Below are 24,933 nucleotides of genomic sequence, written 5' to 3'. Positions count from 1 at the left end.
CTTCCGCGTGTGCCTCCGGCGGTTGGGCGGGGTGCCTGCGGCGGCCTGTGCAGCTTCGGTGGGGGCTTGTGTCGCGCCTGCGCGCGGGTGGTGGGTCGGGGCTGCGCCGGAGGGTCTCCAGGGTGGTGACGAGGGTGGTCAGGGTGGTGGAGAGGACCCTGCCGCCGCCGGAGGCGGCCAGGAGGGTGTCGGTGCCGGCGGGGTTGATGATCAGGGCGCCGTCGATGTCGCGGTTCGTGATCTGGTTCCGGGCCGTGGACTCGTCGGGCAGGGCGCGGGGGTCCAGGGGGAGCCGGGCAGCCGGTCCAGTCGGGTTACGGCTTGCCCGGACGCCGCACCGGGGGCGACCACCGCGAAGGGCACGTCCTTGGGTTTCGGGTCGTGCGGGGCTCCCACGTAGTGCCTCCGCGGTCTGGGGCGACGCGGTGTTTCCGCAGGTGGGGCGGGGCCGAGCGGATGTCGCACATGTATTCGAGAATTGGTCTATGGTGGGGGTGAGGTAGCTGGGAACAGATGTTCGAGAGCCGGTGTGGTTCACGAGTGCGGGAGGTGCGTGTGCCGGGCTTCACGCATCTGCACACCGTCTCCGGGTTCTCGTTGCGGTATGGAGCCTCGCACCCGGAGCGGCTGGCCGAGCGTGCCTCCGAGCGGGGCATGGACGCCCTGGCTCTCACTGATCGCGAGACGCTTGCCGGTGCCGTCCGGTTCGCCAAGGCCTGTGCGAAGGCCGGGGTCCGTCCGGTGTTCGGGGCGGATCTGGCGGTGGCGGGAGCGGAGCCGCCCGAGCCCGGGACCGGGCGGGGGCGGCGCCGGACTCCTGTGCGCGGTGGCGTCTTCGTCGACGAGTCGGCCCCCCGGGTGACCTTTCTCGCCCGGGACGGTGCCCGTGGATGGGCCGGGCTGTGCCGACTGGTCTCGGCCGTGCATGAGGGGGAGAGGACGCCCCTGCTGCCCTGGGAGCGCAATCAAGCCGAGGGCGTGACCGTGCTGCTCGGGCCCGATTCGGATGTGGGGCGTGCCTTGGCAGCCGGGCGTCCCGACCGTGCGGCGCGGCTGCTCGTGCCCTGGCGTGAGGTCTACGGCGACGCCCTGCGGCTGGAGGCCGTCTGGCATGGCCGGAAAGGTACGGGGCCCGGCTCTCTGCGGCTGGCCGCCCGGACCGTCGGGTTCGCCGCCGAGCAGCGGATCCGGCCCGTGCTCAGCAACGCCGTACGGTACGCCGACCCGGGGCTGGGGCCGGTCGCCGACGTGCTGGACGCCGCGCGCCGGCTGGTGCCCGTCGACCCGACCAAGGAGCTGGACTCCGGCGAGGCCTGGCTCAAGGGCGCGGGGGCCATGCTCGGGGTGGCGGAGCGGATCGTGGAGGCCGCCGGGTTCCGGCGGGACACCGCTCACCGGCTGGTGGAGCAGACCGAGGCCACGGCCGCCGAGTGCCTGGTCGATCCCGAGGACGACATCGGGATCGGTACCGTCCACTTCCCCGAGCCGCATCTGGTCGGCGCCGGGCGACGTACCGCCCAGCGGACGCTTGCCTCGCGGGCGGCGGCGGGGATGGTGCTGCGCGGGTACGACCGGCGGCGGGAGTACTGGGAGCGGATGCACTACGAGCTGGACGTCATCGCCCATCATGGCTTCGCCTCCTACTTCCTGACCGTGGCTCAAGTGGTCGACGATGTGCGGGAGATGGGCATCCGGGTCGCCGCCCGGGGGTCCGGTGCGGGGTCGCTCGTCAACCATCTGCTCGGGATCGCGCACGCCGATCCGATCGAGCACCGGCTGCTGATGGAGCGGTTCCTGTCGAAGGAGCGGGTCGTGCTGCCCGACATCGACATCGACGTGGAGTCCGCGCGCCGGCTGGAGGTCTACCGCGCGATCATCGACCGGTTCGGCACCGAGCGGGTCGCGACGGTCGCGATGCCGGAGACGTATCGCGTGCGGCATGCGATCCGTGACGTGGGGGCGGCGCTGTCCATGGACCCGGCCGAGATCGACCGGGTCGCCAAGTCCTTTCCGCACATCCGGGCGCGGGACGCCCGCGCCGCGCTGGAGGAGCTGCCCGAACTGCGTGCGCTGGCGGGGGAGAAGGAGAGGTACGGGAGGCTGTGGGAGCTGGTCGAGGCGCTGGACGCGCTGCCGCGCGGGGTGGCCATGCACCCGTGCGGGGTGCTGCTGTCCGACGCCTCCCTGCTGGCGCGTACGCCGGTCATGCCGACCAGCGGCGAGGGCTTTCCGATGTCCCAGTTCGACAAGGACGACGTCGAGGACCTCGGGCTGCTCAAGCTGGACGTGCTGGGGGTGCGGATGCAGTCGGCGATGGCGCACGCCGTGGCGGAGGTGGAGCGGGTGTCGGGCGTCAGGGTCGGTCTGGACGCCCTGCCGCCGGGGGATCCGGCGACGTACCGGCTGATCCGGTCCACCGAGACGCTCGGCTGCTTCCAGATCGAGTCGCCGGGGCAGCGGGACCTGGTCGGGCGGCTCCAGCCGGCCACCTTCCATGATCTCGTCGTCGACATCTCGCTGTTCCGGCCCGGGCCGGTCGCCGCCGACATGGTGCGGCCGTTCATCGAGGCGCGGCACGGGCGGGCACCGATCCGCTATCCGCACCCGGATCTGGAGGAGCCGCTGAAGGAGACGTACGGGGTCGTCGTCTTCCATGAGCAGATCATCGACATCGTCGACATCATGACCGGCTGCGGGCGCGGTGAGGCGGACCGGGTGCGGCGCGGGCTGTCGGATCCGGAGTCGCAGGGGCGGATCAAGGTGTGGTTCGCGCAGCACGCGGCGGCGAACGGGTATGACGCGGAAACGATCCAGCGGACCTGGGAGATCGTCGAGGCCTTCGGGTCGTACGGCTTCTGCAAGGCCCACGCGGTCGCCTTCGCCGTACCGACCTACCAGTCGGCATGGCTGAAAGCGCATCACCCGGCCGCTTTCTACGCGGGGTTGCTCACGCACGACCCCGGCATGTATCCGAAGCGGCTGCTGCTGGCGGACGCGCGGCGGCGCGGGGTGCCGGTGCTGCCGTTGGATGTGAACGCGTCGGGCGTCGCACACCGTATCGAACTGGTGTCCGGTATATGGGGGCTGCGGCTGGCGCTCTCCGATGTGCACGGCATCAGCGAGGCCGAGGCGGCGCGGATCGCCGAAGGGCAGCCGTACGCCTCGCTGGTCGACTTCTGGGAGCGAGGCCGGCCCAGTCGTCCGCTGGCCCAGCGGCTCGCGCAGGTCGGAGCGCTGGACGCGTTCGGCGCCAACCGGCGTGATCTGCAACTGCATCTGACCGAACTGCACCGGGGCGCGCGAGGCGCGGGCGGTGGCCAGCTGCCGTTGGCCGGCGGGCGGAAGACGGCCCCGGCCGGGCTGCCCGACCTCACCTCGTCGGAGCGGCTCAGTGCCGAGCTGGGCGTGCTGTCCATGGACGCCTCGCGGAACCTGATGGACGATCACCGGGCGTTCCTCGACGAGTTGGGCGTGGTGTCCGCGCGGCGGCTGCGTGAGGCCCGGCACGGGGAGACGGTGCTGGTCGCGGGCGCCAAGGCGGCCACCCAGACGCCGCCGATCCGGTCCGGCAAGCGGGTCATCTTCTCCACCCTGGACGACGGCACGGGCCTGGTCGACCTCGCCTTCTTCGACGACTCCCACGACGCCTGCGCCCACACCGTCTTCCACTCCTGGCTGCTGCTGGTGCGCGGGGTGGTGCAGCGGCGCGGCCCGCGCAGCCTCAGCGTGGTGGGCGCCGCCGCCTGGAACCTCGCGGAGCTGCTGGAGGTGCGCCGGGAGGAGGGGCTGGAGGGGGTCGCGGCCCGGTTGGCCGGTGCCGGTGTCGGTGCCGGCGATTCCGGCGGCGGCGACGGTGACGGTGGCGAGGGGCCGGCGGCGGGCTCCGCGTCCCAGGATCCGGCGGAGCGTCGGAAGATCCGCATGTCCACGGGGTACGAGATGCACCCCTGGGCCGATCTGCGTCCCGCGGGTGAAGGGCCCGCGGTGGGAAGAAAGTTGTGGCACCAGAGTCCGGGGAGTGCGGGATGACCATCCTCTGCGTACGTTTCCAGCTGCCTCCGACGCGCGAGGCCGACCTGCCCCGGCTGCTCGGGATGCTCGAGGAGTTCACCCCCGTCGTCCAGGCCCTGCCGCCGGACGGGGCGCTGGCCGACCTGCGGGGCGCAGAGCGGTACTTCGGGCGGGACGCCGTCGAACTGGCCTCGGTGATCCGGGTGCGGTCGCTCGCGCTGTACGGCGTCGACTGCGTGATCGGTGCCGGGCCCGGGCCGATTCTGGCCCGCGTGGCGCTGGGCGACGCCGTGCCCGGGGTGACGTGTGCGGTGCCCGAGGAGCGGGACGCCATCGCGGAGTTCCTCGCGGACAAGCCCGTCGCCGCGCTGCCCGGCGTGGGCGCCGCGACCGCCCGTACGCTGGGCGACTACGGCCTCGACACCCTCGGCAGGGTCGCCGCAGCGCCGCTGTCCACGCTCCAGCGGCTGGTCGGTGCGAAGACCGGCCGCGAGCTGCACGAGAAGGCGAACGGCGTCGACCGCGGCCGGGTCGTCCCGAACGCGGTTTCCCGCTCCCTGGCCACGGAACGCCCCTTCGACCGCGACGAACTGGACCCGGACCGCCACCGCCGTGCCCTGCTGTCGGCCGCCGAGGAGATCGGTGCCCGGCTGCGTGCCCTGGACAAGATCTGCCGCACGCTCACCCTCACCGTGCGCTACGCCGACCGCTCGGCCACCACCCGCAGCCGCAAGCTGAACGAACCGAGCGCACACTCGCCGGACCTGACCAGGGCCGCGTACGGCATGTACGAGGCGCTCGGCCTGCAACGCGCCCGGGTCCGCGCGATCGCCCTGCGCGCCGAGGGGCTCGACCCTGCCGACCAGGCCTCCTACCAGCTGACCTTCGACCCCGTGGACGAGAAGGTCCGCCGCATCGAGGAGGTCGCGGACCGCGCGCGAGCGAAGTTCGGCCCGCGGGCGGTGATGCCCGGGGGACTGGGGGACTGGCGGCGTAGATCCTTCTGCGTGACGTCAGTTGGCCCAGGGCGGCACGATGCGGGTGCCGTCGGCGAGCCGTGCCTCCAGGCCGACGGAGGTGGTCAGGGGCGTCAGGCCGGGGCGTCGGCGGTGGTTGGACGGCACCTCGATGATCCGGAGCCCGTGAGAACCGTGGAACCGCCCGCTGAGAGAGTGCTCGGACCGGCATCGGGTAGGTAGCGTGCGGGACATGGAGGACGAGGAGATCCGGCCGGCCCGCGCCGCCGACGTACCGGTCGTCGAGGGTGTGATCGACGCGGCCTTCCGCCCGTACATCGAGCGCATCGGACGAGTGCCGCAGCCCATGGAGGAGGACCACGCGGCGAACGTGGCGGCGGGAAAGGTGTTCGTGACGGGCGAGCCGGTGACCGGCCTCGTCGTGGTCGAGGCGTTCGAGGGCCATCTCTTCCTCGACACCATCGCCGTCCACCCCTCCGCGCACGGCAGGGGAGTGGGGCGGCGACTGCTCCGGTTCGTGGACGCACGCGCGCGTGCGCTCGGCCTGCCCGAGGTCAGGCTCTACACGAACGCGATGATGTGGGAGAACCAGCGGATCTATCCGAAGTACGGCTACGAGTTGGTGGAGCGCCGTGCCGACGGGCCGTACGACCGCGTCCACTATCGCAAGCGGCTGCCCTGACGGGTCTCATGATCGTTACCGGCCGCTCAGGCGTCCGGCCACCACGTGCGTGCGATGTCCTTGCGGACTTCCGGGCGTCCCGCGGGGCGCTCGTCGGCCTCCTCGCGGACCCGGCGGACGTCCGTCTTCTTCAGGGGCTTGTGCACGGTCACACGGCGCATGGCTGCCTCCTCAAAGGGTCTACCGGGTTCCGCGTTCTCACGGAGGTAGACCTTTCGGGGGAGAGTTCCTCATCGCTCCTGGTCTGTCAGTGGCGGCTGTCACGATTCGAGTGTCAGTGGCGGGTGTCACTCTTGGGTACATGGCGAACGACAGTGACGTGACGACCTCGGCGGACATCGGCGCCGACGTGGACTGGGACGCGCGGGCGGCCTCCTTCGACGAGGAGCCGGACCACGGGCTGCGCGATCCGGAGGTGCGCCGGGCCTGGGCCGCGCGGCTGCGCTCCTGGCTGCCCGGGCGGGCCGGCGACATGCTCGACCTCGGCTGCGGCACGGGCAGTCTGTCGCTCCTCGCGTCGGAGCAGGGGCACCGGGTGACGGGCGTGGATCTCTCCCCGGCGATGGTGGCGCTCGCCAGGCAGAAACTGGCCGGGCGTGACGCGGTGTTCCTCATCGGTGACGCGGCGGCACCGCCGGTCGGGGAGCAGCGCTTCGACGCCGTGCTCGTCCGGCATGTCCTGTGGGCCCTGCCCGACCCCGGCCGCGCCCTGTGGCACTGGGCCGGGCTGCTGCGGCCGGGAGGACGGCTCGTGCTGGTCGAGGGCGTGTGGGGGACGGCCGAGCCGGTCGGGATACCGGCGGAGCGGCTCACCGGCCTCCTCGCGCCGATCGCCGGGCAGGTGAGTGTGGAGCGGCTGTCCGGTGATCCGCTGCTGTGGGGTGGGGAGGTGGCGGACGAGCGGTATGCCGTGGTGGCGGTGACGGGGTGAACCGAGGGGCTCAGGCCAGGAGCGCGGCGAAGTCGTCGCCTCGGGCCAGTGTCTCCAGTTCGTCGAGTGCGGCGAGCGCGGCGGCCGCGGCCTCGGGGTCTCTCCCGGCGAGGCCGCTGTCGGCGAACTCGTCCTCGTCCAGGCGTCGTACGTCCGTGCCGTCCGCGGAGACCCACAGGTCCAGGTCGAGGTCCTCCACGACCAGCTCAGGGCCGGAGCGCGCGGCGGGGCGGGTGATGTCGCAGTACCAGCCCTTCAGCGCGCCCGTGGCGGAGCGGACCTCCTTCACCGCGTACCAGCGGTCACGCCAGTAGTACTCCGTGAAGACGTCCCCCGGCTCGAAGCGGACGAAGCCGAAGTCGCGGACGCCGCTGCCCGCCCACGGGGCGCGGACCGCGAGGCGGGTGCCGTCGTCCGTCAGGAGCTCGCCGGTGTAGCGGATCTTCGTGCGGCCCGCCTTGACGAGCACGACGTCGAGTTGCCCGGGCAGGTCAGCCGATTTCACGGACATGGCGCACTTCCTTCGCGCAGATCTCGTAGCCGAACCACTTGTTGATGGCGATCATCGGTTCGTTGCCGGTGTCGTTGCCGGTGAACGCCTCCGTGTACCCCGCGGCACGGGCCCGGTGCAGGGAGTCGCTCTTGGCCAGCTTCGCCAGGCCCCGGCCGCGGAACGCCCGGGCGGTGCCGGTCATCGCGGTCCCGTAGCGGCTGCCGTCGGTGTGCGCCACGCTGAAGGCGGCGGGGCGGCCGTCGACGACAGCGACCGTGGTCAGCTCGCGGTTAAGGAGCGGGTGCTTCCAGTTCTCCTCCAGCCAGGCCTCGTAGTCGGTGAACTCGGCCTCGATGTCGTTCGGTTCGTCCGACGCCGTCTCGGCGTCCAGTGCGAACAACGGGCGCGGGTCGTCCGCGAAGTCGGCGGCCGTGCGTAGTTCGACGCCGGCCGGCGGGTCCTCGCGGGGCGGCAGCGTGCGGCCTGCCAGGTCGAGACGCAGGAAGTAGGCGGAGCGGCTGGCGCGGAAGCCGTGCCGCTCGGCGAAGGCGAGATTCTCCGGCTCGTCCAGCACCCAGGCGAACAGCTTCCGCACGCCCAGACCCGCCAGGCGCTCCTCGGCGGTGCGCAGCAGGAGCGAACCGGCGCCGCGATGTCTGCGGTCGGGGCGTACGTAGATGTTGGCGGAGCCCTGGCCGGGTTCCGGGCTGTCGTGGGCGACGCTGATCTGGGCCGTGCCGATGATCTCGCCGTCCTCCTCGGCGACGAGCTGCCCGAAGTGGGCGTCCGGGTGAGCGCGGGTCAGGGTGTGCACCACGGACTCGGGCGTGGACAGCATGTAGGGCAGGGCGAGGCGGCGGGTACGGGAGAACCCCTCGGCGTCGGCTCGGACATCGGGTCGCAGGTCGCGCACGATCACGGTCATGGAGGCGCACGTTACGTGGGAACGCAGCCGGGGTACCTCCCATTTTCCGCCGGGTACGGGACAATCGGCCTGTGACCTTGAAGATCGACATCGACGACAGTGCTCCGCCGTACGAGCAGGTGCGGGCGCGGATCTCCGAGCAGGCGCGGTCGGGGGAGCTGCCGGTGGGGTACCGGCTGCCGACCGTGCGGGGGCTGGCCGAGTCGCTGGGGCTCGCCGCGAACACGGTCGCCAAGGCGTACCGGGCGCTGGAGGCGGACGGCGTGATCGAGACGCGGGGCCGCCACGGCACCTTCGTGGCCGCCGCCGGCTCGGCGGCTGACCGGGAGCTGGCGGTCGCCGCCCAGGCGTATGTGGAACGGGCTCGCAGGCTGGGGCAGGGGGAGGACGCGGCGCTCGCCGCGGTACGGGATGCCCTGCGGGCGGCTTACGGGGAGTAAGGCCTGCTGGGGAGAGGGCGTTGCTCAGCCGGCCCGCGCCAGACGCTCGGGTGTCCGTGTGGTCTCCAGGCCCGCCGACCTCCCCAGCCGCGCGAACGTCATCGCGTCCGCCACCGCCGCACCCCCCGGGTCGTTGTTGAAGTACGCGTAGACGTCCTCGCCGTCGGACCAGGTCGTGGCGATGCGGTCGAGCCAGGTGGCGAGGGAGCGGCGGCCGTAGTGGGGCCAGGGGCGGGCGCGGCCCTGGTGGAAGCGGACATAGCCCCAGTCGGTGGTGCGCCACAGCGGGGTCGCGGGGCGGGCCAGGACGTCGGTCCAGCACAGGGCCGCGTGCCGCGACTCGAGGACCGCGCGGACCTCCGGCGTCCACCATGAGTCGTGGCGGGGCTCGACCGCGACCCGGGTCGAGGCGGGGAAGCAGCCGAGGCAGGAGTCCAGCAGGCCCGGGTCGGCGCGCAGGTTGGGCGGGAGCTGGAGCAGGACCGGGCCGAGCCGGTCGCCGAGACCCGCCGCGTGGCTCATCAGACGGCCGACCGGCTCCTCGGGGTCCTTGAGCCGTTTGATGTGGGTCAGATAGCGGCTCGCCTTGACCGCGACCACGAAGTCCGCGGGCACCCGGCCGCGCCAGTCCTCGAAGGTCTCCCGGGCCGGCAGCCGGTAGAAGGCGTTGTTGATCTCGACGGTGGCGAAGTGCCCCGCGTACTCCTCCAGCCAGAGCCGCATCGGCAGCCCGGACGGGTACAGGACGTCCCGCCAGTCCTTGTACTGCCACCCGGACGTGCCGACGAACAAGGTCATATCCCTATCAAAGCACCACACCCCCTGGGAGGGTGGCAGTGGCGACCTTGGTCCTCCGGAGCCCCTACGCGTCGGCGCGCGTGTGGAAGCGGTAGAACAGCAACAGGAAGACGGCTGCCGTGACCAGCAGCGTCGTGATGACCACAGGACGGATGTCGTCGCCGGTCTGGCTGTAGAGGAAGCCCAGTGCGGCGCCGGCGAAGGCGGCCCGGAACAGGGCGTGCAGGGCGTGCAGGTCGTGTCTGAGGCGCCGGGTCACCTGGACCACGGCGATGCAGACGGCTGTGAAGGCGAGCCCGCTCCACACACCCCATGCCAGATCCGGTCCGGTGACCGGACCACCGTGACGCCGGTTCACCGCGACCCAGTTGCCGTAGACGAGACCGAGGACGACAGGCAGGACCCACCGCGCGACGCGGTGGGTGGGTTCGCTGAAGACGGTGGGTGCCGCGTGTGCCATCAGAAGCCTCCCTGGTCCATACGGAGCTCGGCGTCGCTCCTGCGCACACCGTCGCACGCCTTGGTGACAGGGAGGTGAGAAACGGTTGTGAGCGAACCCAGCGGGTGGCCCCGCTACAGATACAGCCCCGCGTCGGCGTCCCCGCGCGGCTCCGGCAGGGCCGTCGGGGACGTGCCCCGGCGCAGCGCGTACAGCTCGGCCAGCGTCGATCCCTCGCGGCCGATGCCGTCCTCGCGGCCCAGCCAGCTCACCGCCTCCGCGCGGGTCAGCGGACCCACCTCGATCCGGGCCAGGCAGCGGCCGGGCCGGACGACGGCGGGGTGCAGCCGCTCCAGGTCCTCGTTGGTCGTGACGCCGACCAGGACGTTGCGGCCCTGGCCGAGCAGTCCGTCCGTCAGGTTCAGCAGCCGCGACAGCGCCTGGCCCGCCGTGTGCTTGGCCTCGCCGCGGATCAGCTCGTCGCAGTCCTCCAGGAGCAGCAGCCGCCAGCGGCCCTTGCCCGCCGAGTCCTCCTCGCCGATGGCGATGTCCATCAGATAGCCGACGTCACTGAACAGCCGCTCGGGGTCCAGGACGCAGTCCACCTGGCACCAGTCCCGCCAGGACCGGGCGAGGGTACGCAGCGCGGAGGTCTTGCCGGTGCCCGGCGGGCCGTGCAGGAGGAGGAGCCGGCCGAGATGTCCTCGGGGGTCGTTTTCATCAGGCGGTCCATCGCGTCCGCCACCGGTGCCGTGTAGTTGGGCCGGATCTCGTCCCAGGTGCCCGCCGCGATCTGGCGCGTGGTGCGGTGCGGGCCGCGGCGCGGGGAGACGTACCAGAAGCCCATCGTGACGTTCTCCGGCTGCGGTTCGGGTTCGTCAGCCGCGCCGTCCGTGGCCTGGTCGAGGACCTTCTTCGCCAGCTCGGCGCTGGTCGCCGTGACCGTGACGTCGGCGCCCCGGTTCCAGCGGGAGATCAGCAGCGTCCAGCCGTCGCCCTCCGCGAGCGTCGCGCTGCGGTCGTCGTCCCGGGCGGCGCGCAGCACGCGTGCACCGGACGGCATCAGCGTCGCCCCGGACCGTACGCGGTCGATGTTCACCGCGTGGGAGTACGGCTGTTCGCCCGTCGCGAAGCGGCCGAGGAACAGCGCGTCGACGACATCGGACGGGGAGTCGGAGTCGTCGACGTTGAGCCGGATCGGCAGCGCCTCGTGCGGGTTTCCAGACATGCCGCCATGATCCGGCACGAGGGCGCCGCGTGCACCCGGTTTCCCGGTGCGCACGCGGCGTTTTCCCAGGTGCGGGTCAAGCCGCGAGGCGGGAGACCAGCCGGCGTGCCTGGCGTGTCCTGCGGACCACGGCGTACCCCTTGGTCAGCGCACGGTCCCTGGCGAACGTACGGGCGATCGCACGGCCTTCGACCAGCCGCTCGAACTCGGCGGTGTCCGTGCCGCGGCGCACCGTCACGCGCCGCAGGGCGTACGGCCCCTGGGCGCGGCGCGCGAGGCCGTTGCCGACGGCGAGTGCCTGGGCGTATCCCGTCTCCCGCACCGCCTGCCGGACCCGGCGGCTGGAGTAGCCGTAGGGATAGGCGAACGACGCCGGGACGGTGTTCAGTTGGTCCGCGACGATCTCCTTGCAGTGGATCAGCTCGAACCGCAGCGTGGCGTCGGAGACCTGGTCGAGCTGCGGGTGGCTGTGGCTGTGCCCGCCGATCTCGACGCCCGCCGCCGCGAGCTCGCGGACCTGGTCCCAGTCCAGCATGGTGTCCAGGCCGCCGCCGGTGTCGTACGGCCCCTGGATCCACCCGGTCGAGACGAACAGGGTGGCCGGGAAGCCGTGCTTGGCGAGCACGGGCAGGGCGTGCCGGTGCACGCCCTCGTAGCCGTCGTCGAACGTGATGAGGACCGGCCGCTCGGGCAGCGCGCGCCCGGAGCGCCAGCACGCCGCCAGTTCGGCGGTGGTGACGGGGCTCAGACCCCGGTCCGCGAGCACCGACATCTGCTCGGCGAACGCCTCGGGGGTCACGGACAGGGCGCGGGTCGCGTCGTTCGGATCGGTCGCGACCGCGTGGTACATGAGGATCGGCACGCGTGCGTCACTCACGGAGCACCGCCCCCTCCGGCCCGGGCACGGACAACTCGGGCACCGAGAACGTGGTTCCGCCCCGGCGGGCCCGCACGCTGCCCACCACGTATCCGCCCGCCGCCGTCAGCACTCCGGCGACGATCGCCCCCGCCCGCCCGGCGCCGCCCGGCCGGGCCAGCAGGGCGTCCCGCAGCCCCCGCGCCACCCCGGCCGGCAGGACCCGGGTGGCGTACCGGCGTTCGGACTCCAGCCCCTTGTCGGCGCCGACACTCCGGGCCACCAGGGCCTTGGACAGGCCCTCGGCGTACGTGCGCGTGCGGAAGTAGCGGAAGTGCTCGCGGGCCTCGGGCACCCGGTGGTGGATCACCGCCCGGTCGTCGATCAGCAGCACCGCGTCGGGCCGGGCCCGGCTGAGACGGATGCACAGTTCCGTCTCCTCGCAGCCCAGCGGACGTTTGTCGCCGTCCCGGCCGATGCCGGTGGCGAAGCCGCCCGCCGCGTCGAACGCGCTGCGGCGGAACGAGGCGTTGCCGCCGAGCACGTTGCGCACCCGGACCCGGCCGCGCGGCAGGCCCCGGTAGCTGCAGCCCACCACCCAGTCGAACTCCTCGGGGAACCAGTCGGGCCGCCGCCCCGACGCCCAGACCGGCTCCGTACGCCCGCCGACCGCCATCACGCGCGGGTCGGCGTACGCCTCGGCGAAGCGCAGCAGCCAGTCGCGCTCGGCCACGGCGTCGTCGTCGAGGAAGGCGACGACCTCGCCGCGCGCGGCCTCGATCCCGGTGTTGCGGCCGGCGGACAGGCCGCGGGGGCCCGCGTTGGCGAGCACCCGCACCACAGTGCCGTCGGGGGATTCCTTGTACTCCCTGGCCAGCCGCTCCCGGAGCGTCTCGTTGTGGTCGACGACCAGCAGCGTCTCCAGGGCGGGCCGTGACTGCGCCCGCACCGAGGAGACCGCCGCGAGGATGTCCTCCCAGCGGTCCTCGGTGTACGCGCAGATCACGACGGAGATGCCGGGACCGCTCAAGACACCTCTCCCCGCATCGCGTCGAGCATCGGCGACTGCGGTGAACGGCGGCGCAGGGCACGGCGGTTGGAGCGCTCCTGGAGGATCACCCGCAGCACGCGCAGCCCGTCGCGCACGGCCCGCAGATTGCTGGTGCCGTGGATGCGCAGGTACTCGTGACTCGGGATCTCCTGCACCTTGAGCCCGGCCTTGACGACCCGGATGTTCATCAGGGTCTCGACCTCGAAGCCGGTGCAGTCGAGGTCGATCTTGTCGAGGCAGTGCCGCCAGAACGCGTTGTAGCCGTAGCACAGGTCGGTGTAGCGGGCGCCGAACTTGCGGTTGACGACCGTGCACAGCGCCCAGTTGCCGAGCTTGCGGATGAAGGTCATGTCGTCCGTGCCGCCGCCGTTGGCGAAGCGGGAGCCCTTGGCGAAGTCCGCGCCCGAGACCAGCGCGGAGACGTACGACACGATCTCGTTGCCGTCCGCCGAGCCGTCCGCGTCGACCATCACGATGATGTCGCCGGTGCACGCCTGGAACCCGGTGATCAGGGCGTCGCCCTTGCCCTTGCCGCGCTGCTCGACGACCTTGACGTCGGGCCACAGCTCGCGGGCCACCCGGACGGTGTCGTCGGTGGAGTTGCCGTCGACCAGGACCACTTCGTGGATCCAGTCGGGCAGGGTCTTGAAGACGTACGGAAGGTTCTCCGCCTCGTTCATGGCCGGGATGACCACGCTCACCGGCGGCGCTATGGCCAGGTGAGAGGAGACAGGCCGGTACTTCCCGGCGGTCGGCGGATGCTGCTCCGCCGCGGCCGGCTGCAGAACTGAGCTCATGAGTCTGGTCCCTCTCGTCCGGTGGACCGCCCCCCCAGGGCAGTCCGGATCCAATCCGGTTCGAAAGGGGGGTTCTCACCCGTGGCACGCCGAGATGGAGCTTCGGGCACGCCGGGTGAGCTGGCAAAGCTGGCCGACGGCGGAAAACGGCAGCCGACCGCGCGGCACGGCCCGGAGACAGTTGCGGTCACCGAGCACGGCACCCCCCTACCGCGCCCCGCGCCGGTTCGTCGCGGTCCTTGAGCCCTCCCCTAGAGCCGCGTGCTGACGGACCGATGCGGGTGAGATGTATGACGGTATTGACGATTGAACCCGTATGGCAAGACCTGGAACGGCCTCTCACGTTTTTGTTGGTTTGGTCGTTGCGGGATGCGCTTCGTGGGGCGCAAGTTGAGAGGTTCCGGTGACGGAAACAATCGTTCCCCGGAAGCGTGTCGAGCCTCCGGGGAACGATTGTTCAGGTGCTGGTGTCCGTGCCGGTTACGGCACGAGCTTCAGCAGCCGGTTCGGCGAGCCCGAGCCGGCGCTGGTGACCTTGCCGGTGGTGGCGCCGCCGACCAGGGCCGAGGCGACCTGGGCCGGGGTGGAGGAGGTGTGGCCCGCCAGGTAGACCGCCGCCGCGCCCGCGACGTGCGGGGCCGCCATCGAGGTGCCGGAGATGGTGTTGGTCGCGGTGTCGCTGGTGTGCCAGCCGGCCGTGATGGAGGAGCCGGGCGCGAAGAGGTCCAGGGCCGAGCCGTAGTTGGAGTAGCTCGCCTTGGCGTCGGTGCTGGTGGTGGCGCCGACCGTGATCGCCTCGGCGACCCGGGCCGGGGAGGACGAGGAGGCGGTGGTGCTGCTGTTGCCCGCGGCGACGGCGTAGGTGACGCCGCTGGCTATGGAGTTGCGGACCGCCGTGTCCAGGGCGGTGGAGACGCCGCCGCCGAGCGACATGTTGGCGACCGAGGGGCCGGAGTGGTTCTGCGTCACCCAGTCGACGCCCGCGATCACGCCGGCGGTGGTGCCGGAGCCGCTGTTGTTCAGCACCCGCACCCCTACGATTTTCGCCTTCTTGGCGACGCCGTAGGTCGAGCCCGCGATCGTGGTGGCCACGTGGGTGCCGTGGCCGTTGCCGTCGGAGGCGTTGTTGTCGCCGTCGACGGCGTCGTAGCCGTGCGCGGCACGGCCGCTGATCTGCTGGTGGGTGATGCGCACACCGGTGTCGATCACATAGACCGTCACGCCGCTGCCAGCGCTGTCCGGGTAGGTGAAGGTACCGGAGAGCGGGAGCGAGGTCTGGTCGATGCGGTCCAGACCCCAGGGGGCGTTGTTCTGGGTGGCGGAGAGCCGGACGCGCTGGTTCTGCTCGACCGAGGCCACCGCCGGGTCGGCGGCGAGCCGCTTGGCCTCGGTGGCGGAGAGGGTGGCGGAGTAGCCGTTCAGCGCCTTGCCGAACGTCTTGCGCACGGACCCGCCGTACTCCTCGACGAGGTCCTTGCCCGCGGCCGAGGACGCCTTCAGGCCCGCGCTCTTCTTGAGCGTGACGATGTAGCTGTCCTTGATCGCGGCCGGGGAGTCCGCGGCGAGCACCCGGCCCTCGGCGGGAGCGGAGGCCTGGGCGGGCAGGGCGGTGAGCCCGCCCACGAGGGCGGCGGTCGCCGACAGGGTGATCGCGGCGAACCCGAGTCTCTTGCTACGCAGTTGTGCCATTACGAGGGAGTCCTCCTCTAGGCGGCGCGCGCCTGGGTGGGGCGCGCGTCATGTGGGGGATGTGCGCGTGCTCGCGCACACGGCCGGGAGCGTCGCGTTCCGCTCACGGCCGGAGTAAAGCGTCGACCATCTACCGGCGTAGAACAAGAGAGTTGAGCACTAGTCAACAAATCTGTCATGGGCACGTAACAAGCGGTGCCGAGTGCGTAACAAGGCGTGAGGTGAACACGCCGTGCCCGTCCCGGAAAGGGTCGAAAAGGCTTGGCATGGACACTTCCTGTCAACACGCGTAGCTGCTACGACGGTTGTGGCAGAGATCCTGCTAAAGGGAGGTTCCATGAGACGTTCCCGAATTGTCGTCCTCGTGAGCTCGCTCCTCCTCGCCGCCGGCACCGCCCTCACCGGGGCAGCCACGGCGCAGGCGTCCTCACTCGCCGCAACTGGCGGCTATGCAGCGCTCGGTGACTCCTACTCCTCCGGAGTGGGCGCCGGCAGCTACATCAGCTCCAGCGGCGACTGCAAGCGCAGCACGAAGGCCTACCCCTACCTCTGGGCCAGCGCCCACTCGCCCTCGACCTTCGACTTCACGGCCTGCTCCGGCGCCCGAACGGGTGATGTTCTGTCCGGACAGCTCGGCCCGCTGAGCAGCGCCACCGGCCTCGTCTCCATCACCGTCGGCGGCAACGACGCCGGATTCGCCGACGTCATGACGACCTGTGTGACGCAGTCCGACAGCGCCTGCATCTCCCGCATCAACACCGCACGGGCGTACGTCGACTCCACGCTGCCCGGCAAGCTCGACAGCGTGTACTCGGCGATCCGCTCCAAGGCACCCAACGCCCACGTCGTCGTGCTCGGCTACCCCCGCTTCTACAAGCTCGGCACCACCTGTCTCGGCCTCTCCGAGGCCAAGCGCAAGGCCATCAACGACGCCTCCGACCACCTCAACACCGCCATCGCCAAGCGCGCCGCGAACCACGGCTTCACCTTCGGCGACGTACGCCCGGTCTTCACCGGCCACGAGATCTGCTCCGGCGACTCCTGGCTGCACAGCGTCAACTGGCTCAACATCGGCGAGTCGTACCACCCGAAGGCACCCGGCCAGTCGGGCGGCTATCTGCCCGTGCTCAACGCCAACGACTGACCGCTCAGCCGGAGTCCGTGTCCGACTCCGTGTCCGACTCCGTGTCCGAACCCCCGTCCGAACCCGTGTCCGAAGGAGAAGGGGAGGCCCCGCCCGTCGGGGTCTCCGTCTCACACGTGATCGAGAACGGCACCGACTCGGACGTCGTCCGCACCGGCTCCCGCACCTCGACCCCGATCCCGTTCTCGAACGTCCCGGTCTCCGCGTCCGTCGTCACGGTCACCGCGTCCTGCTTCGTACGGCCGCCGCCCTCCGGGAACGACAGCGTCTTCCAGCCCCCGTCGAGCACCGAGCCGTCCTGCGTCACCCAGCGGTAGCGCACCTCGGCCGGCAGCCGCCCCACCGTGAACGTCGCCGTGAACCTCGGCGCCTGAGCACTCGGCGGCGGACACGGGCCCGAGTAGTCCGTGCGCGTGCCGTCCAGGCCCACCCGCACCGACTGCGGCGGCGGGCCGCTCTCCTCGCTCCCGGTCTCGCTCGGCGTCGGGGAAGGACTGGACTTCCCGCTCCCGGTGTTCCGCGGCGGGGCTTTGGTCTCTGCGGGCGTACTCGCCCCTGCACCCCGGTTGCCGTTCCCGTCGCCGTCCCCGCGGTTCAGCAGCGCGTACGTCAGCCCACCCACCGCGAGCGCCAGCGCGACCACGCCCGCGACCAGCACCCGGCCGGCCCGGCGGTCACGGTCCTGACGGGTCGCCGTCGTCGCCGCACCGGAAGTCGCACCGGAACCGGACGCCGCCGGCTGACCCGGGAAGGGCATCGGGGGAGTGGGAGAGGGCTCGGGACGGGCCGCGACCCTCGGCGGATACGGGACGGGCCGTACGGTGTCCGCGTGCGCAGAGCCGCCCGTGGCGATGACCCGCAGGTCCTGCTCGGCCCGTTCGGCCGGCAGCCGCTGTGCGGGATCCTTGCGCAGCAGCCCCTCGATGACCGGGGCCAGCGGACCGGCCCGGTACGGCGGCGGCAGCTCCTCGTCGACGATCGCCCGCAGCGTGCTCAGCGGGGTGTCGTGACGGAACGGGGAGTGGCCCTCGACCGCCGCGTACAGCAGCACACCGAGCGACCACAGGTCGGACTCCGGGCCCGGCGTGCGGCCGAGCGCCCGCTCCGGGGCGAGGAACTCGGGCGAGCCGATGACCTCCCCGGTCATCGTCAGCGCGGAGCTGCCCTCGACCATGGCGATCCCGAAGTCGGTGAGCACGATCCGGCCGTCGTTCGCGATCAGCACATTGGCCGGTTTCACGTCCCGGTGCAGCACCCCGGCCTCGTGCGCGGCCCGCAGCGCGGCCAGCACCTCTGCGCCGACGTGCGCGGCACGCCGGGGCGGCATCGGGCCCTCGGCGTCCAGGACCTCCGCCAGGGAGAGCCCGCGGACCACTTCCATGACGATCCACGGCCGGCCGCCGTCCGTCGCCACGTCGTACACCGTCACCACGTTCCGGTTGGCGACCCGGGCCGCCGCCCACGCCTCCCGCTCCAGCCGGGCGTACATCCGCCGCACGTCGTCGCCCCCCAGCCCGGCCGGGGCGCGCACCTCCTTGACGGCGACCTCGCGGTGCAGCACCTCGTCGCGGGCGCGCCACACCGTCCCCATACCGCCTTCGCCGAGAGGTGCCAGGAGCCGGTAGCGGCCCGCGATCACACGCTCATGGCCCGGTTCTTCGGACACGGCGCCCCCCATTCGCAGCCGGGCGAAATCTCCACGAGGTCTTTTTCCCCATGACGTCGGATTTCCTCACGAACGTAACTCAGCCCAGCGCGGATGCCGCCCCCTTGAACACCAGTCCGGCCCCGAGTGCCACTACGGCGAAGGCCGAGCCGAGTGGTGCGGTCCGGCGCACCAGGGCCGCCATCGGGCCCGCCGTCCAGCGGGGGCGCCGGTCCAGGAGCCGGGTCATGCCGCTGCCCGCCTTGACGACGGCGTACCCGGCGGCCGTGAGGGTGAGCGCGAGCCCGACGCCGTACGCGACGACCAGCAGCAGACCGAACCAGGCCTGCCCGAGAGCCGCGGCACCGACGAGCACCACCACGGCGGACGGGCTGGGCACGAGCCCGCCCGCGAAGCCCATGAGGATCGTGCCGCGGAGGGTGGGGGCGACGGGGTGGGGATGGGTGAACCCGCCGTGGGTGTGCTCGATCGTGTGGGGGTGGGAGTGGGGGTGGGTGTGGTCGTGCGGGTGATCGTGATCGTGGTGGTGATCGTGGTCGTGCGCGTGGCTGTGGCTGGGGGTCTCGCCGTCGTGTATGTGGGTGTGGCCGCCAGGGCCGTGGTGGTGGGTGTGCGCGCGGTTGCGCAGGGCGCGGCGGACCAGGCTCGCGCCCGCCAGGGTCACCAGGACGCCGCTGGCGACGCCGAGCCAGGCGATCACCGAGGGGGCCGCCGCCGAACCGGCCGTGACCAGGAGGCCCAGGGCGACCACGCCCAGGGTGTGAGTGACCGTCACGGAGGCGGCCATGGGCAGGACGTCCTTCATCCGGGCCTGGCCGCCCCGGGCCGCCGCCGTCGCGGCCATGATGGTCTTGCCATGGCCCGGGGCGAGCGCGTGCATCGCGCCGAGGACGACGGCGATGAGCAGGGCCAGCGCGGCGAAGCCCGCGGTGAGGTCGTGCCGGGCGACCAGGTCGTCCAGGGCCCGCGTCCAGCGGTCGGTGCCGCGCGGCAGCACGGAGGCGGCGGGGGCGTCCGACTCCTCCTCGGCCAGGGCCGCACCGCCGGGGCGCACGCGCAGGGCGGCGGACGCGGTGTCGGCCGGGGAGGAGAGCAACTCCTCGGGGTAGCCGGTCAGTTCGGCTGATATCGACTTCTCCGGGACGTCCGAGTGGGTGAGCGTCATACGGTCGCCCCGCGCCGTGATCTCCCGCCAGCCAGGGCCCGAGGAGGCGCCCGCGCCACGGAAGCCGAGCGACACGGTCTCCTTGTCCGACGTGCCGGACGGCAGGGGAGCGGTCAGCTCGCACTCCACGCGGAGGGTGTCGAGCCCCGCCTGCCCGGGCCGCACGCGCGCGTGGCTGCGCTCGGCGGTGAGCGGGGTGCCGCGGCCGTCGACGGTGACCCTGCTGTCCGCGGCGGCCGTGGCGCACCGCTCGCGGGCCCACAGGGTGATGCCCAGCCGCTCGATGTCCGGTGCCGCCTGGGTCGCCGGGATCTCGGCGAGGTCCTCGACGTGGTGGACCCGGAGTTCGCCGGGCGCGACGACCAGGCCGTCGTAGCGGTTGACGGTGAAGTTGCCCAGCGGGTGGGCGCTCGCCGCGCCGGCGGGCAGCAGGGTGAGCGCGCAGGCGGCCGTGAGGACGGCGGCGCCGGACGCGAACAGGCGGCGCGGGGTCACCGGCTCCCCTCCAGGTCCTTGAGCGCGGTACGGGCCTCGCGCGCGCCGAGCGGCGAGAAGCCGGGGTTCAGGTCGAGCGCGGCCTTCAGGTGGTCGCGGGCGCCACGATCGTGGCCGGTGGCGCGCTCGATGATGCCGCGGTGGTAGAGGAAGGCGGCGTTGCGGTAGCCGGTGGCGGTGGCGCGGCGGGCGTACGGCAGGGCCTCCTCGTCGCGGCCGTTGACGTGCAGGGCCCAGGCGAGGGCGTCGGCGGTGTGCACGCTGTGCCGGCGGTTCCACTCGGCGCGGGCGGCGCGCAGGGCCTCCTTCTTGTCGCCGTGGTCGGCGGCGGCCATGGCCGAGTCGAGGTCGGCGTTGACACCCCCCGCACGGGCGAGGGACGTCCAGGCGTCGACGAGGGCGTACTGGTCGCCGGCCTTCGCCCGGTCGCCGTCGGCGCCGCGGTCCTCGTAGAGCTCGCCGAGGGCGACGAGCGGGCCGGGCAGCGGGAAGCGGGCGACGAGTTGTTCCAGTCCCTCGACGGCGGCCGCCCGGTCGCCGTTCGCGGCCTGGGCGCGGGCGCGGCCCTCCTGGGCGGGGAGGTAGTCCTCGTCGGCGGCGAGGGCGCGGGCGTAGTGGCCGAGGGCCGTCTCGTACTCGCCCTGGTTCCAGGCGAGTTGGCCGAGGGAGGTGGCGACGTAGGCGATGTCGGCGGGCGAGTCGGCGGCCTCCAGGGCGCGCTCCAGCACGTCACGTGCCGTACGGACGTCGCCGCGCAGCTCTTTCACGTACGCGTACCGCGTGAAGACGGGCACCCCGGGCCGCCTGTCGTCGGCGGTGGCGGCTGCCTCGGCGGCGTCCTCGTACCGGCCGAGTTCGACGAGAGCGTCGATACGGGTGCACAGGGCGCGTTCGTTGTAGGGGTTCTGCTCCAGGGCCCGGTCGGCTTGCTTCAGCGCGCCGGTGAAGTCGTGCCGGGCGGCTGCGAGGGCGGCACGACCGGCGAGAGCCTGGTCGTTGCCGGGATCCAGCTCCAGGGACCGCTTCAGCGCGCGCTCGGCCTGCGGATAGCGTGAGGGGTCGCCCTTCGTCCGGGCCTGTTCGACGTAGGCGATCCCGAGGGTGGCCCAGCTGCCGAAGTCCCTGGGCTGGGAGCGAAGGTGCTCTTGCAGGGACCCGATCCCCGAGTCGAGATCCCCCCGGGCCAGCACACCGGCCGCCGGCGCCCCGGCGGACACGGCTTCGGCGCCGGCCCGCGCACGGCCGTCCCCCACACCGCCGAAGGCGACGGCCCCGCCGGTCAGCGCGACGGCCAACAGCGCGGCACATCCCGCCAGATGAACAGCCCGCCAATGCCGCCCGCCATCAGCGGTGCGCCGCATCGCGACCACGCGCTCGCCGGCGCCGGCATTGTCCTCGTTCCCGGGGCGAGGGCCAAAGCTGCCGTGCCCGTCAGGCCTGCCTTCGGCGGCGGGGCCGGCCTCGGCGCGGGGATGGTCGCGGCTGCCGGGCGTGCTGTCGACTCCGGTGCCGGTGCCGCTCCCGGCGCGAGTCTCCGTGCCGGGAGAGTCCGCACCCCCCGTGCCCACAGCTTCGGGGACCGGTTCGGTGTCGTGCCCGCCCTCTGCCCCGTCGGCGGAGTCCGCGCGCAGCCCGTCACTCGCTCCGGCAGCCGGGCCCCCGCCCTGCCCCGCCTCCGCCCCGGCGTCGCCGCTCAGGTCGGCTCGCCCCTGACCCCGCCCCGCCGACCGCTCTCCGTCGGTCTCCTGGGCGGGGTGCGGGTGGTCGTCGTCGCGCCTCTCCGGTGCGCTGTCCGTCGTACGCGGAGGCATGGCCTCTCCTCAGTCGGCTGGGGGTGCGGTGTGGTCAGGGAGAGGCGCGGCCCGTGGGGACGGTGGGGAAAACGGGCCGCGCCGGTCGGTGGGAGCGGAGCGGGTCAGTACGCCCGGTTCCGCATGCGGCGCCACCACATGAGGGCCGCTCCGATCAGGACGATGCCTCCCGCCCCGGCCCCGGCGGACGCCGCGATCAGGCGCATGTCGTCCGAGCCCTGGCCGGCACCGGCCGGCTGGAGCGCGTCGCCGAGCTGGTTGCGGACGTCGTTGCCGCCGTCCACGCCCTTGGCGAGTGGCCCGCGCGAACCCTCCGTCGGCAGGGCGACGTACGGGAAGGCCTTCTCGAAGTCCTTGTCGTTCTTGTCGACCGCGTCACCCAGGTCGTTCTTCGCGCCCAGCAGCTCACCCTCGACGACCTGGAGCGAGGCGTCGATCACGTCGTCCGTCAGCCGCCGCCCGTTCGGGAAGCCGGCGTTGTCGCCGTCCAGGACGCCCAGCCGCTTGGGCTCGGCGGCCGGCTTGATGGAGGTGTTGAGGCGCAGCTGCTCCGACGGCGTCACGTGCGGCGGCTGGTTCAGGTCCTTGACGCCCTTGAGGAACACGTCGACCAGGTCGTTGCGCGGTTCGTCGGGCGCCGGGATCTTGTAGATCGCCTCGATGAGCTTGGGCAGCTCCGGGTTGGTGACGTTCTTCAGGAACTGGGCGTCGTCCCGTGGCGCGGACGCGTTGAACGTGTCCTTGTCCTTCAGCGGGTTGACGACCTCGTTCACCAGCGGGTTGCCGAGGCGCGAGACCTGCGCGAAGTAGCCCTGGGCGTTCTTGCGCTGCGTCGTCGACCAGATGCCGACGACCGGCTGGTCGTGCGACTGGGTGATGAAGCTGTTGGGGACCTGAAGGGCGATCGTGTTGACGTTGTAGCCCTTGAGCGTGTCGTTGCCGACCTCGGAGAGGTTCCCGCCGTACAGCAGGTCGAAGACCCTGAGGTCCAGGAAGAACGGGTCGTCGGCCTGCCCGGCGAACGTCTGGGCGCCCCCGGCGAGCTTGTGGATCGCCTGCTTGCGCAGGGTGTTGTAGTCCGGCATCGACGCCTTGCCGACGTTCGACGGCGCCACCGGCACGTCGTCGGCGACCTTGGTCTTCGACACCGCCTTCAGATCACGCAGCCTGATCAGTTCGAGGTCGTAGGTCTGCGTGATGTTGAGGTCGGGGTCGTCGAGGCTCTCGACCGGACCCGTGTTGTACAGGAACGTCTTGTCGTTCTTCGTGTGGGTCTCGAACGTGTACCGGAACAGCAGGTCTTCCTTCGCGTCGCCGTCGCTGTCGATGCGCAGGTCGTACTGGGCGTCCTCGGCGAACGTGAAGAAGTTCGGCCCGCCGGCGGGTTCCTCGAACGGGATCCAGTTCGCGACGATGGTCGTCGTGTCCGGCTTGTCCGGGCTGACGAACGCGTACACGTCGGTGTTGTCGTACTGCGGGGTCCCCGAGATCAGGGGCGCTTCGCGGTGACTGGAGGCGGAGGCCGCCTCAGGTTCCAGCGCGGTCACACCGGCGGCGGTGAGCCCGCCGGCGGCCAGCGCACCACAGATCGCGGTCGCGATGCTCCTGCGTCCCGCACCGGTCCTGGAGAAAGGTGTCATGCCGTCCGTCCTCAGTGCCAACTTGCCTGACACACGCCATTCGGAGCGGTCGGCGAAGCGGATTGGTCGAATCTCAAACGTTCTTACGGCGCGTGCGGAAAGTTGTTTCATCGCCGGGCGACCCGCGTTTTCGGCGCGCTGATCCGTAACCCCATCCGGAGGTGTGTGCGTTGCGAATGCCTCGTGTGAGGGGACAGGCCCCGTGCGGCCTGGGAGAGGGGGACCGAGTGGAGGCGGACGAGCTGCTGCTGCTCGTGGCGGGCGGCGACCAGAAGGCCTTCGAGGATCTGTACGGGCTGGTGTCCGGCCCGGTGTTCGGACTCGTACGGCGTGTGGTGCGCGACCCCGCCCAGTCGGAGGAGGTGGCTCAGGAGGTGCTGCTCGAACTGTGGCGCTCGGCCGCGAAGTTCGACCCGGGCCGGGGCAGCGCGATGTCGTGGATCCTCACCCTCGCCCACCGCCGGGCCGTCGACCGGGTGCGCAGCGCCCGCGCGGCCGGCGAGCGTGAGCAGCGGGAGGCCTGGCGCGCCCACCACCCGGCCTTCGACCAGGTCACCGAGGAGGTCGAGGCGGGACTCGAACGCGAGTGGGTCCGCGTCTGCCTGGACCGTCTCACCGACCTCCAGCGCCAGTCCGTCACCCTCGCCTACTACGAGGGCTACACCTACCGTGAGGTGGCCGAGCGGCTCTCCCTGCCGCTGGGCACCGTCAAGACGCGGATGCGCGACGGGCTGACCCGGATGCGCGAGTGCCTGGGAGGCGTGGCATGAGTCTCTTCCGCCGCGAGGACCCGCACTCGCTCGCCGCGCCCTACGCGCTCGACGCCCTGGAGCCCCCGGAGCGGGTCCGCTTCGAGAAGCACTTGCGGGACTGCGGCCGTTGCGCCGCCGAGGTGCGCGCCCTGTCCGAGGACGCAGTCCGGCTCGCCTGGTCCACGGCCGCCCCGGCCCCCGCCGCCCTGCGCGACCGGGTCATGGCAGCCGTACGGACGACGCCGCAGGACCCGGCCCCGCAGAAGGCGGTGCGTGAGCCGGCACGCACGCGTGCGCCGCAGCTGCCGCCGCATGTGTGGGGCACCCAGCCGCTGCCGCGGCAGCGGGAGCGGCGCCGCATCCCGCTGTTCGTGCCTTTCGCCACGGCCACCGCCGCCGCGGCCCTCGTCGTCGCCTCGCTGTTCGCGGTGCAGGCGAATCGGACCCAGGATCAGCTGACCGCCGAGCGGGACCGGTCACGTGAGATCGCCCACGTTCTCGCGGCTCCGGACGCCCGTGCGAGCAGCGGCCGGGACGGGCGGGGCCGAACCATCGGAGTGATCGCCTCCGCCTCGGAGGGGAGCGCGGTGGTCACCCTCGGCGGATACGGTGCCCCACCGGACGGCCGCGTGCACCAGTTGTGGCTTATGCGCTCGGGCGCGCAACCACGCTCCCTGGGGCTCTTCGAGGGCGACACGCCCCTGGTCGCGACGGATCTCGGCACCTCCGCGACGTCACTGGCAGTGACCGTCGAGCCGGCCGGGGGATCGCCGCAGCCCACCACCCAGCCGATCGTCCAACTCGCCCTGAAATCTGTTGGATTCGGAGAGTGATCGGAGATACATCGTCAACCTCCTTATGGGGAAGGTGAATCCTGTGACCGCGATACACGAGTGCCCGGACGGGGCGATAGGGTTAACCTGCCCGGGCCGGGTGGACTCGT

20 protein-coding genes and 4 pseudogenes are annotated in these 24,933 nt (G+C 72.2%); 8 read left to right on the top strand and 16 right to left on the bottom strand.

All coding sequences use genetic code 11. The features are described from left to right. Positions 1–115: 115 nt before the first annotated feature. Positions 116–399, bottom strand: a pseudogene (locus V8690_RS08335) (DUF3533 domain-containing protein); the annotation flags it as partial. A gap of 156 nt (positions 400–555) precedes the next feature. Between V8690_RS08335 and V8690_RS08330 the strand changes: the two are divergent. Together V8690_RS08330 and V8690_RS08325 are read left to right on the top strand one after the other, a co-directional pair. Beyond that, complete coding sequence (locus V8690_RS08330) at positions 556–4,029, top strand: DNA polymerase III subunit alpha (RefSeq protein WP_338776945.1); 3,474 nt, start codon at positions 556–558, stop codon at positions 4,027–4,029. Further along, positions 4,026–4,985 (top strand): annotated as a pseudogene (locus V8690_RS08325) (hypothetical protein); the annotation flags it as partial. The gene V8690_RS08330 and the pseudogene V8690_RS08325, both read left to right, overlap by 4 nt. Positions 4,986–5,024: 39 nt before the next feature. Here V8690_RS08325 and V8690_RS08320 read toward each other — a convergent pair. Then, a pseudogene (locus V8690_RS08320) lies at positions 5,025–5,105 on the bottom strand (cupin domain-containing protein); the annotation flags it as partial. Positions 5,106–5,220: 115 nt separating this feature from the next. Here V8690_RS08320 and V8690_RS08315 point away from each other — a divergent pair. Further along, positions 5,221–5,670 (top strand): GNAT family N-acetyltransferase, encoded by a 450-nt coding sequence (locus V8690_RS08315; RefSeq protein WP_338776943.1) that lies wholly within the window; start codon positions 5,221–5,223, stop codon positions 5,668–5,670. Between the two features lie 26 nt (positions 5,671–5,696). Here V8690_RS08315 and V8690_RS08310 read toward each other — a convergent pair whose 3' ends face one another. After that, positions 5,697–5,831 (bottom strand): hypothetical protein, encoded by a 135-nt coding sequence (locus V8690_RS08310; RefSeq protein ID WP_338776941.1) that lies wholly within the window; start codon positions 5,829–5,831, stop codon positions 5,697–5,699. Positions 5,832–5,971: 140 nt separating this feature from the next. Between V8690_RS08310 and V8690_RS08305 the strand changes: the two genes are divergently transcribed. Beyond that, entirely contained in the window at positions 5,972–6,601 is a 630-nt protein-coding gene (locus V8690_RS08305; RefSeq protein ID WP_338776939.1) for a class I SAM-dependent methyltransferase, read from the top strand. A gap of 10 nt (positions 6,602–6,611) precedes the next feature. Here the strand turns inward: V8690_RS08305 and V8690_RS08300 are convergent, their stop codons facing one another. Together V8690_RS08300 and V8690_RS08295 are read right to left on the bottom strand one after the other, a co-directional pair. Beyond that, positions 6,612–7,112 carry a DUF402 domain-containing protein gene (locus tag V8690_RS08300; RefSeq protein ID WP_338776937.1) on the bottom strand — a complete coding sequence of 167 codons (501 nt, stop codon included), beginning with the start codon at positions 7,110–7,112 and terminating at the stop codon, positions 6,612–6,614. Further along, entirely contained in the window at positions 7,093–8,019 is a 927-nt protein-coding gene (locus V8690_RS08295) for a GNAT family N-acetyltransferase (protein WP_338776935.1), read from the bottom strand. The genes V8690_RS08300 and V8690_RS08295 overlap by 20 nt, the downstream gene beginning before the upstream one ends. A 71-nt stretch (positions 8,020–8,090) precedes the next feature. On the opposite strand from V8690_RS08295, the gene V8690_RS08290 reads away from it, so the two are divergent. Beyond that, positions 8,091–8,459 carry a GntR family transcriptional regulator gene (locus tag V8690_RS08290; protein ID WP_190146979.1) on the top strand — a complete coding sequence of 123 codons (369 nt, stop codon included), beginning with the start codon at positions 8,091–8,093 and terminating at the stop codon, positions 8,457–8,459. A 24-nt stretch (positions 8,460–8,483) separates the two neighbouring features. On the opposite strand, the gene V8690_RS08285 is transcribed toward V8690_RS08290, so the two are convergent. From V8690_RS08285 to V8690_RS08255, 7 genes and pseudogenes are all read right to left on the bottom strand, one after another. Next, positions 8,484–9,257 carry a DUF72 domain-containing protein gene (locus V8690_RS08285; RefSeq protein WP_338776931.1) on the bottom strand — a complete coding sequence of 258 codons (774 nt, stop codon included), beginning with the start codon at positions 9,255–9,257 and terminating at the stop codon, positions 8,484–8,486. Between the two features lie 64 nt (positions 9,258–9,321). Continuing rightward, the gene (locus V8690_RS08280; protein ID WP_338776929.1) at positions 9,322–9,717 is read right to left on the bottom strand and encodes a hypothetical protein; all 396 of its coding nucleotides are present in this window, start codon (positions 9,715–9,717) and stop codon (positions 9,322–9,324) included. Positions 9,718–9,830: 113 nt separating this feature from the next. Beyond that, positions 9,831–10,924 (bottom strand): annotated as a pseudogene (locus tag V8690_RS08275) (DUF5925 domain-containing protein). 76 nt (positions 10,925–11,000) lie between these two features. Further along, on the bottom strand, positions 11,001–11,801 hold the full coding sequence (locus V8690_RS08270) for a polysaccharide deacetylase family protein (protein WP_338776927.1): 801 nt from the start codon (positions 11,799–11,801) through the stop codon (positions 11,001–11,003). Next, a complete protein-coding gene (locus V8690_RS08265; RefSeq protein ID WP_338776925.1) occupies positions 11,794–12,810 on the bottom strand; it encodes a glycosyltransferase family 2 protein in 1,017 nt (338 codons plus the stop codon). Before V8690_RS08265 ends, V8690_RS08270 begins: the two co-directional genes overlap by 8 nt. After that, positions 12,807–13,628: a glycosyltransferase family 2 protein gene (locus V8690_RS08260; protein WP_338776923.1), complete on the bottom strand. Its 822-nt coding sequence runs from the start codon at positions 13,626–13,628 to the stop codon at positions 12,807–12,809. The genes V8690_RS08265 and V8690_RS08260 overlap by 4 nt, the downstream gene beginning before the upstream one ends. 480 nt (positions 13,629–14,108) lie before the next feature. Continuing rightward, entirely contained in the window at positions 14,109–15,317 is a 1,209-nt protein-coding gene (locus tag V8690_RS08255; protein WP_338776921.1) for a S8 family peptidase, read from the bottom strand. Positions 15,318–15,654: 337 nt separating this feature from the next. On the opposite strand from V8690_RS08255, the gene V8690_RS08250 reads away from it, so the two are divergent. After that, positions 15,655–16,461, top strand: a complete 807-nt coding sequence (locus V8690_RS08250) for an SGNH/GDSL hydrolase family protein (protein ID WP_338776919.1) — start codon at positions 15,655–15,657, stop codon at positions 16,459–16,461. A gap of 4 nt (positions 16,462–16,465) precedes the next feature. Here V8690_RS08250 and V8690_RS08245 read toward each other — a convergent pair whose 3' ends face one another. The 4 genes from V8690_RS08245 to V8690_RS08230 all read right to left on the bottom strand — a co-directional run bounded on the left by V8690_RS08245 (position 16,466) and on the right by V8690_RS08230 (position 23,238). Then, the gene (locus V8690_RS08245) at positions 16,466–18,139 is read right to left on the bottom strand and encodes a protein kinase (RefSeq protein ID WP_338776917.1); all 1,674 of its coding nucleotides are present in this window, start codon (positions 18,137–18,139) and stop codon (positions 16,466–16,468) included. A gap of 67 nt (positions 18,140–18,206) precedes the next feature. Further along, positions 18,207–19,787: a nickel transporter gene (locus V8690_RS08240; RefSeq protein WP_338776915.1), complete on the bottom strand. Its 1,581-nt coding sequence runs from the start codon at positions 19,785–19,787 to the stop codon at positions 18,207–18,209. Next, positions 19,784–21,598: a tetratricopeptide repeat protein gene (locus tag V8690_RS08235; protein ID WP_338776914.1), complete on the bottom strand. Its 1,815-nt coding sequence runs from the start codon at positions 21,596–21,598 to the stop codon at positions 19,784–19,786. Before V8690_RS08235 ends, V8690_RS08240 begins: the two co-directional genes overlap by 4 nt. 104 nt (positions 21,599–21,702) lie before the next feature. After that, positions 21,703–23,238, bottom strand: a complete 1,536-nt coding sequence (locus V8690_RS08230; RefSeq protein ID WP_338776912.1) for a DUF4331 domain-containing protein — start codon at positions 23,236–23,238, stop codon at positions 21,703–21,705. A 227-nt stretch (positions 23,239–23,465) separates the two neighbouring features. Between V8690_RS08230 and V8690_RS08225 the strand changes: the two genes are divergently transcribed. Both V8690_RS08225 and V8690_RS08220 read left to right on the top strand, forming a co-directional pair. Continuing rightward, positions 23,466–24,008 (top strand): sigma-70 family RNA polymerase sigma factor, encoded by a 543-nt coding sequence (locus V8690_RS08225; protein WP_167407442.1) that lies wholly within the window; start codon positions 23,466–23,468, stop codon positions 24,006–24,008. Beyond that, entirely contained in the window at positions 24,005–24,823 is an 819-nt protein-coding gene (locus V8690_RS08220; RefSeq protein WP_338776910.1) for an anti-sigma factor, read from the top strand. The genes V8690_RS08225 and V8690_RS08220 overlap by 4 nt, the downstream gene beginning before the upstream one ends. The last annotated feature ends 110 nt before the right edge of the window (positions 24,824–24,933 follow it).

Origin of the sequence: Streptomyces sp. DG1A-41 (assembly GCF_037055355.1) — a bacterium.
GTDB lineage: Bacteria > Actinomycetota > Actinomycetes > Streptomycetales > Streptomycetaceae > Streptomyces.
Note: the sequence above shows the minus strand (reverse complement) of the source record. Positions and strands in the feature narration are given on the sequence as shown.